This window comes from Bradyrhizobium centrolobii, from assembly GCF_001641635.1.
GTDB classification, from domain to species: domain Bacteria; phylum Pseudomonadota; class Alphaproteobacteria; order Rhizobiales; family Xanthobacteraceae; genus Bradyrhizobium; species Bradyrhizobium centrolobii.
The window spans coordinates 1-11,186 of the sequence record NZ_LUUB01000025.1; the positions used below are offsets into that span (position 1 = coordinate 1).

At 64.7% G+C, this 11,186-nt stretch carries 9 protein-coding genes and 2 pseudogenes; 3 read left to right on the forward strand and 8 right to left on the reverse strand.

Annotation, left to right across the window (positions count from 1 at the left end; all coding sequences use genetic code 11):
• Positions 1 to 785 (forward strand): IS481 family transposase (locus tag AYJ54_RS04215; protein WP_063696759.1); only part of this gene is annotated, 785 nt, incomplete at its 5' end.
• On the opposite strand, the gene AYJ54_RS04220 is transcribed toward AYJ54_RS04215, so the two are convergent.
• The 4 genes from AYJ54_RS04220 to pgm all read right to left on the reverse strand — a co-directional run bounded on the left by AYJ54_RS04220 (position 748) and on the right by pgm (position 5,521).
• Complete coding sequence (locus AYJ54_RS04220) at positions 748 to 1,728, reverse strand: PDR/VanB family oxidoreductase (RefSeq protein WP_063696761.1); 981 nt, start codon at positions 1,726 to 1,728, stop codon at positions 748 to 750. The genes AYJ54_RS04215 and AYJ54_RS04220 overlap by 38 nt on opposite strands.
• Before the next feature lie 11 nt (positions 1,729 to 1,739).
• Positions 1,740 to 2,492, reverse strand: coding sequence for a GntR family transcriptional regulator (locus AYJ54_RS04225; protein ID WP_063696762.1), 753 nt, complete (start codon positions 2,490 to 2,492; stop codon positions 1,740 to 1,742).
• 4 nt (positions 2,493 to 2,496) lie between these two features.
• Complete coding sequence (locus tag AYJ54_RS04230) at positions 2,497 to 3,546, reverse strand: aromatic ring-hydroxylating dioxygenase subunit alpha (RefSeq protein WP_201724128.1); 1,050 nt, start codon at positions 3,544 to 3,546, stop codon at positions 2,497 to 2,499.
• 328 nt (positions 3,547 to 3,874) lie between these two features.
• Positions 3,875 to 5,521 (reverse strand): phosphoglucomutase (alpha-D-glucose-1,6-bisphosphate-dependent), encoded by a 1,647-nt coding sequence (pgm, locus tag AYJ54_RS04235; RefSeq protein ID WP_063696766.1) that lies wholly within the window; start codon positions 5,519 to 5,521, stop codon positions 3,875 to 3,877.
• A 258-nt stretch (positions 5,522 to 5,779) separates the two neighbouring features.
• On the opposite strand from pgm, the pseudogene AYJ54_RS51920 reads away from it, so the two are divergent.
• Positions 5,780 to 5,902: pseudogene (locus tag AYJ54_RS51920) on the forward strand (alpha/beta hydrolase family protein); the annotation flags it as partial.
• 48 nt (positions 5,903 to 5,950) lie between these two features.
• On the opposite strand, the gene AYJ54_RS04240 reads toward AYJ54_RS51920, so the two are convergent.
• Positions 5,951 to 6,766, reverse strand: a complete 816-nt coding sequence (locus tag AYJ54_RS04240) for a response regulator transcription factor (RefSeq protein ID WP_063696768.1) — start codon at positions 6,764 to 6,766, stop codon at positions 5,951 to 5,953.
• A 315-nt stretch (positions 6,767 to 7,081) separates the two neighbouring features.
• On the opposite strand from AYJ54_RS04240, the gene AYJ54_RS04245 reads away from it, so the two are divergent.
• A complete protein-coding gene (locus tag AYJ54_RS04245) occupies positions 7,082 to 8,260 on the forward strand; it encodes an acyltransferase family protein (protein ID WP_063696769.1) in 1,179 nt (392 codons plus the stop codon).
• 30 nt (positions 8,261 to 8,290) lie between these two features.
• Here the strand turns inward: AYJ54_RS04245 and AYJ54_RS04250 are convergent.
• The 3 genes and pseudogenes from AYJ54_RS04250 to gmd form a co-directional block, all read right to left on the reverse strand.
• Positions 8,291 to 9,180 (reverse strand): annotated as a pseudogene (locus tag AYJ54_RS04250) (aldose 1-epimerase family protein).
• 31 nt (positions 9,181 to 9,211) lie between these two features.
• The gene (locus AYJ54_RS04255) at positions 9,212 to 10,156 is read right to left on the reverse strand and encodes a GDP-L-fucose synthase family protein (protein WP_063696771.1); all 945 of its coding nucleotides are present in this window, start codon (positions 10,154 to 10,156) and stop codon (positions 9,212 to 9,214) included.
• Positions 10,137 to 11,186 (reverse strand): GDP-mannose 4,6-dehydratase (gene gmd, locus AYJ54_RS04260; protein WP_063696773.1); only part of this gene is annotated, 1,050 nt, incomplete at its 5' end. The genes AYJ54_RS04255 and gmd, both read right to left, overlap by 20 nt.

The window sequence follows — 11,186 nt, forward strand, 5'->3', positions numbered from 1 at the left end:
GCGCTGCGGTCGAGGTGTTGCGCCGGCAGCGCCACACCGGCCAGCAGATTGCGGCCGAGGTCGGGATCTCTCCGGCGACCGTCAGCCGCATCCTGCAACGGTTGGGATTGAACCGGTTGCGCGACCTGGAGCCAGCCGAGCTGGTGCGGCGCTATGAACGCGAACATCCCGGGGAGTTGATCCACATCGACATCAAAAAGCTCGGCAAGTTCAACCGTGTAGGCCATCGCATCACCGGTGATCGAACTGGCCAGAGCAGCCTGCGTGCCCGCGGTGAAGGACCTGGCTGGGAATACGTCCACGTCTGTATCGACGATGCCTCCCGCATCGCCTTCAGCAAGGTCATGAAGAGCGAGCGAAGGAGCTGTGCCGTGTCTTTCCTCAAGGCAGCGATCGCCTACTACGCCAGCCTGGGCATCAAGGTCGAGCGGGTCATGACCGACAACGGCTCTTGCTACAAATCCTTTGCCTTCCGCAAAGCCTGCAGACGTCTCGGCCTGAAGCACATCCGCACCAGGCCCTACACGCCCAAGACCAACGGCAAGGCTGAACGCTTTATCCAGACCAGCCTGCGCGAGTGGGCCTATGCCCGCGCCTACAACACCTCAAAAGAACGAGCCGACGAGCTGCCGAGGTGGCTTCACCGCTACAATTGGCATCGGCCTCATGGCAGTATCGGTTCCGTGCCACCCATCAGCAGACTCGCTCTAAACAGGAACAACCCGTTGAGGCTCCTATCTAGGCTCCTCAGATTGCGTCCGCTCGCAGCAGCGTGTCGACCGTGATGGTGCCGCGGGCGCGCGAGACGCAGGCGCAGATCTTCTGGTTGCTCTCCTTCTGATGATCGCTGAAGAAGACGTCGCGGTGGTCGATCTCGCCCTCGACCTCGACCACGTCGATGGCGCAAAGGCCGCACTCGCCGCGCTTGCAGTCGTACATCACCTCGTGGCCGCTCGCATTGAGCACGTCCAGCATCGAACGCTCGCGTGGGATTTCGAGCTCGACACCAGAGTCCTTCAGGCGCACGCGGAACGTCTCGGTCGGCAGCGTGCCGCTGCAGCCGAAGGTCTCGTAGCGGAGATCGGGAAGCGGATGGCCAGCGGAGATCCAGGCGTGACGCGCGGCATCCAGCATCCGCATCGGGCCGCAGAACAGCGCGAGCGCGCCTTGCGGCAGTGACGCAAACAGCGCGTCGAGGTCGAGCCGCCTGCCTTCGTCGCTGGCATGAACGACCAGGCGATCGCCGAGCATAGTTGCGAGATCGTCGAGATAGGCTGCATCGCCGCGCGAACGCACGGCATAGTGCAGCCTGACATTCGCGCCGCGCCGTGCCAGCGCCTGCGCCGCGCCGACGATCGGCGTGATGCCGATGCCGCCGGCGATCAGACAATAGTCCCGGCGCGCCCAATCGACCGCGAGCAGCGAGGCGGGCTGGGTGATATCGAGCCGCGCGCCTGCTGCCAGCTGCCACATGTAGCGCGAGCCCCCACGGGAATCCTCGGCACGGCGCACCGCGATCCGGAAGCCACGCGACGAGGCCTCGCCGACCAGCGAATAGGACCGCGTCTCCGGCTGGCCGTCGATGGTCACGTTCACATTGATGTGGCTGCCGACCGGATAGGCGGCACCGTCGAATTGATCCGGCAAAATCAGGAATTCGCGGATGCCCGGCGCAAGGTCGCGCGTCGAGACGAGCGTGGCCGGGGTCCAGGTTTCGATGAAGCGCATGGCAAATCCCTTCAATCGGTTGCGGACTTGATCAGCGCGAGCGCCGGCAAGAGGTCGAGATGGGTCCGGTTGCGCAGCGCGAGTCTCAGGTTGCGCACGGCGAGCCGAGCGTGCTCGCGCATCACGGCCTCGGCACGGGCTCCCTCGCGGTTCTCGATCGCATCAATCACGACGCGATGGTGCTCCTGCGCGATGATCAGGATCTGCTGCGCCTCGGGCAGCGCCGACTGAGCCATCACGAAGCCGCTGGGCGAAGCAAACGGCAGCGCGGAGGCGCGGTCGATCTGCCGGATCAAGGGCGGGCTGCGCGACAATTCCGTGAGCAGCGCGTGGAAGCGCGCGTTCAGCGTGACATAGGACGAGAACGCATCGACCGAGATCGGCACCTGGCGCAGCAGCTCATCGATCGCCGCAAGACACTCCTTCAGCGGCTCGAGCTCGCGCGCGGAGACGCCGCGCTCGGCGGCGAAGCGCGCGGCCAGCCCTTCCAGTGTACCGCGCAGCTCGATGGAGTCGGAGATGTCACGCTCGGAGAACGCCTTCACCATGAAGCCGCCGGAGGGGATCGCCTCCAGCAGGCCCTCCTCCTCGAGCCGCACCAGCGCCATGCGCACCGGCGTGCGCGAGGCGCCGGTCGTCTCGACCGCCTGAAGCTCGGAGATGCGCTCGCCCGGACGTAAAGAGCCCGAGAGGATCTGGTCGCGCAGCGCGAGCTGCGCCTTCACGGTCTGCGAGACGGAGCGGTCGACCTCGCGCTCGGCCATGCCTCTACTCCGCAGCCTGCAGGTGCTGCGGCGTGTTTTCCTTCGCCACCATCTTGTCGATCAGCCTGCGCGACCACATCGCGCCGGCGTCGATGTTGAGGTTGTAGAAGACGCGATCCGGGTTCTCGTCCATGGCGCGCTGCTGCGCTTCGAGGATCAGCTCGTCCTCGCGGAAGATGCCGGACACGCCTTCGCGGATCTCGGTGGTGATACGCTGCTCGCCGAGACGATAGTTGCGAACGAAGGCCCAGAAGTAATGGCAGGTCTTCTCGGTCTCCGGCGTGATGGTGTTGAGCACGAAGCCATTGACGCCCTGCGAGCGGTCGCCTTCCGGCGCGCCGGTGCCGGTCGGCGCCACGCCGACGTCGATGGCAATGGTGCACGGCGCCTCGAAGCGGATGATCTGCCAGCGGTCGACCAGACCGGGCTTGCCGAGCTGCTTGGCCCAGAACGGCGGCGCCTCGATGCCGCGCATCCAGCGCGTCACCGTCACCGTCTTCTCGCCATGGGTGACGTCGAAGGGCGCTTCGGCGACCGCGTCGTTGCCGATGGAGGAGCCATGCACGAAGGTCTCGTGGGTGAGGTCCATGAGGTTGTCGAGCACGAGTCGGTAGTCGCAATTGACATGGATGGTCTTGCCATCGCCGGCCCAGGCCGGATCGTGATTCCAGTGCATGTCGGGAACGAGCGCGGGATCGGCGAGCGCGGGATCGCCCATCCAGAGCCAGATGTAGCGGTGACGCTCGATCACGGGATAGGCGCGAACGCAGGCCGACGGATTGATGGTCTCCTGCGAGGGCATGAAGGTGCAGCGCCCCTGCGCGTTGTACTTCAGGCCGTGATAGCCGCAGACGACGGTGTCGCCTTCGAGCCGTCCCTTGGACAGCGGCACCAGGCGGTGCCAGCAGGCATCCTCCAGCGCGGCCACCGAGCCATCGGCCTTCCGGTACATCACGACGTGCTTGCCGCAGATCGTCCGCGGCAGCAGCGCCGCCTTCACCTCGGCGTCCCAGGCAGCGGCGTACCAGGCGTTCATCGGGAAGGGTTTTGTCACCGGTCTCTCCCAGCAGTTTATGAATACGTTATGTATACAATAACTCGGAGATAGAACGATTCAATGCCAAATTTTGCTTACTTAATTACCTCTATGTGATATGTTGTATACACATCTGGCAAGTGAGTCCCTGGATTCGATTCACCTCTCCCGCTTGCGGGGGAGGTCGGCGCGTAGCGCCGGGTGGGGGCTCCCTCCACCCAGGGACTCCCTCCGCAAACCTCAGGACAATCCCTATGCGGAGGCACCCCCACCCCACCCCTCCCCCGCAAGCGGGGGAGGGAGCACACCTTCGCCGTGGCCGGAGCGAGGTTTGCTCTCTCAGATCTTAAGCCCCGAACACCTTCTTCAGTCCCGCCTGGGCTTCTTCCTGAATGCGGTGCAGGTGCTCCGTACTGCGGAAACTTTCTGCGTAGATTTTGTAGACGTCCTCCGTTCCGGAGGGACGCGCGGCAAACCAGCCGAAGTCGGTTTCGACCTTTATGCCGCCGAAGGGCTGGCCGTTGCCCGGCGCCTTGCTCAGCGTAGCGCGGACGGGATCGCCGGCGAGGTCCTTGAGGCCGAGCTGCTCCGGCGTCACCGACTTCAGCACGTTCTTCTGGGCCGGGGTCGCGGCGACATCGATGCGCTCGTAATGGGGCACGCCCAGCTCGGCGGTGAGATCGTTGAAGAGCTGGCTCGGATCGCGGCCGGTCTTCGCCATGATCTCCGCGGCAAGCAGGCCGAGGATGATGCCGTCCTTGTCGGTGGTCCACACCGTGCCGTCGCGCCTGAGGAACGAGGCCCCTGCACTCTCCTCGCCGCCGAACCCGAAGTCGCCACTGATGAGACCATCGACGAACCATTTGAATCCGACGGGAGTCTCGACCAGCCTGCGGCCGAGCTTCTTGGCGACGCGGTCGATGATCGAGCTCGACACCACGGTCTTGCCGATCGCTGCGTCCTTGCCCCAGTTCGGGCGGTGCGCGAACAGATAGGCGATCGCGGTCGCAAGATAGTGGTTCGGATTCATCAGGCCGCTGGTCCGCGTCACGATGCCGTGGCGATCAGCGTCGGTGTCGTTGGCGAAGGCGATGTCGAAGCGATCGCGCATGCGGATCAGGCTCGCCATCGCGTAGGGCGAGGAGCAGTCCATGCGGATCTTGCCGTCCCAATCGACCGTCATGAAGCGGAAGGTCGGATCGATCGCCTCGTTCACCACCGTGGCCTTCAGGCCGTAGCGTTCGATGATCGGATGCCAGTAATGCACGGCGGCACCGCCGAGCGGATCGATGCCGATATTGATGCCGGCCGACTTGACGAGATCGAGGTCGACGACGTTGCCGAGATCGGCGACGTAGGGCGTGATGAAGTCGTAGGCGTGGACGGTCGAGGATTTGCGCGCCTTGGCATAGTCCATGCGCGCGACGCCCTTGAGCCCGTCGGCGAGATACGCGTTGGCGCGCTTCTCGACCACGCCGGTGACATCGGTATCGGCGGGACCACCATGCGGCGGATTGTATTTGTAGCCGCCATCCTCGGGTGGATTGTGCGAGGGCGTGATGACGACGCCGTCGGCGAGACCCGAAGTGCGGCCCTTGTTGTAGGTCAGGATCGCGTGCGAGACCACCGGTGTCGGCGTATAGCCGCCGTCGCGGTCGATCATGATTTCGACGCCGTTGGCCGCGAAGACCTCGATGGCGCTGGCGAGCGCCGGCTCGGCCAGTGCGTGGGTGTCGATGCCGACGAACAGGGGGCCGGTCAGCCCTTTCTCGCGGCGATAGTCGCAGATCGCCTGCGTGGTCGAAAGGATGTGTGCCTCGTTGAAGGTGTTCTTGAGCGAGGTGCCGCGATGGCCGGAGGTGCCGAACGCCACCCGCTGCACAGCGTCGGCGGCATCCGGCTTGTTGGCGAAATAGGCCGTCACGAGTCGCGGGATGTTGGCGAGCGCGTCTGGCGAGACCTGTTTGCCCGCCGCGGGATGAACATCAGCCACTGGAGAAATCCTTCGTCCTGTCATGCAGAGATTGTGGGACACCATAGCATTGGCCGGGCGCCCGCCAACCCACAACACGCGCGATGGGGTGCCTGTTCCTTGGCCGGGCGGCGGTGTAAATCCCGTCATCCTATTCACCGTCATTCCGGGGCGCGTCTTGGCGCGAGCCCGGAATGACGAGGGGAGATGCACGATTCCTCACCTCGGTTTACCTGCCGTCATCGGAAGCGGCCTGAGCATTCGCGGGATCGTGCTATGGCCCAGCGCGACTCGCTCGCGGCCTGCATGAAGTGGTCGCCCACCTGTACCCTCTATGCGGTCGATGACCGGCTCGCCTGCGGCGCGCGGAGGGCAGCCACGGACCAGAGCGCCCGCCCGCGGTCGGCGCGCGGCGAACGATGGCGCGCGATGATCGCGCGGCAAGTCGAGCTAGAGACGCTCGGTGAGCGCGAGCTTGTAGCCGACGCCGGTGACGGTCGCGATGACCGGTGTGCAGCTGCCGACCAGCTTGCGGCGCAACCGTGCCACCAGCGCATCGACGGTGCGGATGTCGACGTCGGCCTGGCGATTGCTGACGACCTCGATCAGATAGTCGCGGCTGAGCGGACGGCCGTCGGCGCCGACAAGGGCCGCGAGCAGGTCGAATTCGGCGCGCGTCAATGCCACGGGCTTGCCGTCGCTGCCGAGCAATTCGCGCCGCGTCAGGTCGATGATCCAGTCGCCGAAGGCGATCGAATTGTGGTTGCGTGCCGCCTTGCGGTCGATCGAGCGCCGCCGCAGCACGCTGCGCGCGCGCGCGAGCAGGTCGCGCAGGTTGATCGGTTTGCTGACGTAGTGATCGCCGGCGATCTCGAGGCCGAGGATGCGATCGACGTCGGTGTCGCGGCGCGTCACGAAGATGATGCCGGCGTTGCTCGTGGCCTGGATCTCCTTGGCGAGCTCGAAACCGTCGCCGTCAGGCAATTGCACGTCGAGAAAGACGAGATCGGTGCGCGCCCGCAGGGCCTGGCGGCATTCCGCGCAGGAACTCGCGCCGACCACGTCGAAATTGTTCTCGCTGAAATAGCCGACCAGCATCGTCCGCGTCACCGGATCGTCTTCCACGACGACCAACCGCTCGCGGCCGACCGGACGTAGTTCCTGAATGGCGGAATCAGCCACGATCTTGGCTGTCCTCTGCGCAGGCGAATCCGCCTGAAAATCCAGCTCGCTGCGTGGCGCGCTGCCGTGTGAACGAACATTCACCGTATATTCGAGCCCCGAAATTGCCCGCCGCGATACTAGGCGTGTTGTGATGCGCAAACAATATTCACCACGATACCGAAGCATTAACTATGAACAGCCCCACATTTCTCACTCAGCGCATCGTTGCCCGCCCCCTTTTTGGGTAGCGCTGCGCGAGACCGGATTCGGCGGGACCGCCGAGCCGACCGCGATCATCCCGGATCGACTCAACGGCCGGTTAACGTAAAGAAAGCCTTCGGCTTCGGAATCCCAAGTCGCGCCTATATGGTTTTGCCCGCAAGAGCGAGACAATCGCGAAACTACGGAGCAGGCGTGATGCAGGGGCAGGCCCGGTTGGCTGCCGATCGAACCGATGGAGGTGCAACTCGCCTCAGTCGTTCACACACGCTCGATCTCCTGCGCGGCCTCGCGATCGCCGGCGTGATGGCGATCCACGTCTCGCAGTCTTTCCCGTCGGGCATCCGCGCCGTCGATTTCACGTTCATCTGCGGTTGGGTGGGCGTCAACGCGTTCTACTTCGTCAGCGCGTTGACGATGTGCCTGATGTGGACGCAGCGCGCATCGGAAACGAACCCGACCCGCAAATTCTACATCCGGCGCTTCCTGCGCATCGCACCGCTGTTCTGGCTCGCGATCCCGGTCTACCTCGTCGTCAACGGCACCGGGCCGGGCTACAACGCGCCAAACGGCATCGGACCGCTTCAGGTCATCCTAACCGCAACGTTCCTGCACGGCTTCTGGCCGGACAGCATCAACAGCGTCGTGCCGGGCGACTGGTCGATTGCGGCGGAAATGACGTTCTACCTCGTCTTCCCGTTCGTGATCACCGCCTTCGGTTCGCGCCGTTATCTCTATCTCGCGCTCGCGCTTCTGCTCCATCTCGTCAACGTCTGCCTGTTCAAGCCGTGGGCCTACGCGCAGTTCTCGGCCTATTACGGGCCCGGCAATGAGGCCTTCGTCTGGAACGCGCTGCACTTGAGCTTCGTGAACCAGCTTCCGATCTTCCTGGTCGGATGCGCGCTGTTCTTCTCGCTCCGCGACGGCTTTGCAAAATCCGATGCCGCGATGTTCGCAATCATCATCGTGTCGTCTTTCGCCGCAGACCGCGCGACCGGATCGCACGAGTTCAACTATCTGATGATCAACCTCGTGCTCGGCGCGCTCGTGTTCGGCTGCATTCGCTTTTCGATCAGCTGGTGGCCGCTCGAGGCGCTCGGCCGCAACTCCTACTCGATGTACCTGTCGCACTTCGCCGTCATCTACGGCCTGCACCGGATCTGGCCGCTGCCGGACGGGTTGGTCTCGCTGCTCGCAGGCTATGCGGTCACTGCGGCGCTCAGCTATCTCGTCGCGCGCGCGACATGGCATCTGATCGAGCGGCGTGCGCAGGACCTCGCACACCGCCTCACCTCCTCGACGGCCAAACCCGCGCCCCGCGCGAAAGCCGTGGCCGCGACAGGCGCCGTTCTGAGCGGCCGCAGCGCTGCCGTGTGAACCTTCAACACACGGCGCCGCATTTCAATTTCAGGACGTGCCGACCTGACTACGGAACGACAACAGCTCTTCCGCGCCCGGCGCGATGTGCATCACGCCCGGCTTGTCGCTGAACTCGCCGTCGAAGCCGGATGGACTCGCATAACCGCGCCAGGGCTCGATGCAGAGGAACGGCGCGCCCGTCGGCTTTGACCAGACACCGAGCTCGCGAAATCCGGACCAGGACATTTCGAGCCATGTCCCTGGGATGTCCCCTCTCCCGCCGCATAGCGGACCGACCTGCTGTTGATCCGGTCGAAGATGATTGCATCGTCGGCGAACAGGGATTCGGACAGGTCGAGCACTTTGCCTCTGACTGGATTTTGCTCGGGCGCCGCGCGCACCAGCCCGCCATCGAGACGCCGGACGGGAAATGTCTCTTCATCCGAGAAAGTCAGCGTATAGCTCTCCTTGGCAAGTCCCGGCCGAAGCGGCCAGTTGAAGGCCGGATGGCCGCCGAGCGAAGCCGGCAGCGTCTCCTCGCCGGTGTTGACGATCCTGAGCGCGACCTCGATACCAGCCGCGTCGACGACGTAGCTGGCGACCAGCCGGAACGCGAACGGATAGAGCGCGCGCGTCGCCTCGCTGTCGCTCAGCACCAGCGCGCAGCGGCTCGCGCCGCGTTCGGCCCAGGTAAAGCGCTGGTCGCGCGCAAAGCCGTGCTGGGGCATGCGGTAGGTCTTGCCCTGGTGCCGCAATTCGTCATTGGCGAGGCGTCCGACGATCGGAAACAACAGCGGGGCATGGCGTGGCCAGGCCGTTCCCGCCTGCCAGATGAATTCGGTACCGTCCTCGTGCTTGAGCGAGCACAGCTCGGCGCCGTGCGCCTTGATGGTCGCGGTGAGGTGGCCGCTTTGGATCACGTGAGTGTCGTCGGTCATGGATAGCAGTCCCGAAACAGCGGAGACGGAATTATTGGGCGGTGATTGGATGGCTGGACAGATACGCTTCATAAGCGCGTGTCAGGCCATCCTCCAGCGAGGTCGACGCGCGCCAGCCGAGCCTGGCGAGGCGGCTGACGTCGAGCAGCTTGCGCGGCGTCCCGACGGGACGCGAAGTGTCGAAGCTGATCTCGCCGCGATAGCCGATGACGTCAGCGACGACGCGGGCGAATTCGGCGATCGTGATGTCCTCGCCGGCGCCGATGTTGATCAGCTCCGCGCCCGAATAGCTCTTCATCAGGTGCACGCAGGCATCGGCCATGTCGTCGACATAGAGGAATTCGCGGCGCGGCGTGCCGGTGCCCCAGACCGCGACGGTGTTCGCGTCCGCGATCTTCGCCTCGTGAAAGCGCCGGATCAGGGCGGCGACCACGTGGCTGTATTCGGGATGATAATTGTCGCCGGGGCCGTAGAGATTGGTCGGCATCACGCTGATGAAGTCACATCGATACTGGCTGCGATAGGCCTCCGCCATCTTGATGCCGGCGATCTTGGCAATGGCATAGGGCTCGTTGGTCGGCTCCAGCGGTCCGGTCAGCATGGAGTCCTCGCGCAGCGGCTGGCTGGCGAGCTTCGGATAGATGCAGGAAGAGCCCAGGAACATCAGCTTCTCGGCGCCGTTCAGATGCGCGGCGTGGATCACGTTGGCCGCGATCGCGATGTTGTCGTAGATGAACTCGGCGCGCAGCGTGTCGTTGGCGAGGATGCCGCCGACCTTGGCGGCGGCGAGGAAGATCACCTGCGGCCGCACCTTCGCGAACCAGTCGAACACCGCGGCCTGGTCGCAGAGATCGACCTCGCGCCGGTCCACGGTGACGAGCCTGACGTCCTCCCGCACAAGCGCACTGCCGACCATGCCGCGATGGCCGGCGACGTAGACGCTCTTGCCCGTCAGCTCAAACCGTACGTTTGCCATGGGCGGCTTCCTGTCGTGCCTCCGTCAGATCGCTTGCCACCATCTCCTCGACGAGCTCGGCAAAGGTCCGCTTCGGTGTCCAGCCGAGCGTGTCGCGGGCCTTGCTGGCATCGCCGATGAGGAGATCGACCTCGGTGGGACGGAAGTAGGTGGGATCGATCCGCACCACGGTCTTGCCGCTCCTGGCATCGATGCCGGTCTCATCCACGCCCTTGCCGCGCCATTCGATGCGGCGGCCGACTTGCGCGAACGAGAGCTCGACCATCTCGCGCACCGAGCGCGTCTCGCCGGTGGCGAGCACGAAGTCGTCGGGCTTGTCCGCCTGCAGGATCATGTGCATGCCCTCGACATAATCCTTGGCATGGCCCCAGTCGCGCTTGGCCTCGAGATTGCCGAGATAGAGCGTGTCCTCGAGCCCGACCTCGATGCGGGCGACGCCGCGGGTGATCTTGCGGGTGACGAAGGTCTCGCCGCGGATCGGGCTCTCGTGATTGAACAGGATGCCGTTGGAGGCGAACATGCCGTAGGCCTCGCGGTAGTTCACCGTGATCCAGTAGCCGTAGAGTTTCGCCACGCCGTACGGCGAGCGCGGATAGAACGGCGTGGTCTCCTTCTGCGGGATCTGCTGCACGAGGCCGTAGAGCTCGGAGGTCGAGGCCTGGTAGAACCGCGTCTCCTTCTCCATGCCGAGGATGCGGATCGCCTCCAACAGGCGCAGCACGCCGATGGCGTCGGCGTTGGCGGTGTATTCGGGGCTTTCGAAGCTGACCGCGACGTGGCTCTGGGCGGCGAGATTGTAGATCTCGGTCGGCCGGATCTGCTGCACCAGGCGGATCAGATTGGTCGAGTCGGTCATGTCGCCGTAATGCATCAGGAACGGCACGTTGCCGACATGCGGGTCCTGATACAGGTGATCGACGCGCGCGGTGTTGAACGACGACGAGCGCCGCTTGATGCCGTGCACGACATAGCCGAGCGACAGCAGATACTCGGCGAGATAGGCGCCGTCCTGGCCGGTCACGCCGGTGAT

Bases quoted from the DNA above. Each gene is read 5' to 3' on its own strand.
- AYJ54_RS04255 (WP_063696771.1), bottom strand. From the start codon at position 10,156: ATGGCAAACGTACGGTTTGAGCTGACGGGCAAGAGCGTCTACGTCGCC.
- AYJ54_RS04225 (WP_063696762.1), bottom strand. From the start codon at position 2,492: ATGGCCGAGCGCGAGGTCGACCGCTCCGTCTCGCAGACCGTGAAGGCG.
- AYJ54_RS04220 (WP_063696761.1), bottom strand. From the start codon at position 1,728: ATGCGCTTCATCGAAACCTGGACCCCGGCCACGCTCGTCTCGACGCGC.
- AYJ54_RS04245 (WP_063696769.1), top strand. From the start codon at position 7,082: ATGCAGGGGCAGGCCCGGTTGGCTGCCGATCGAACCGATGGAGGTGCA.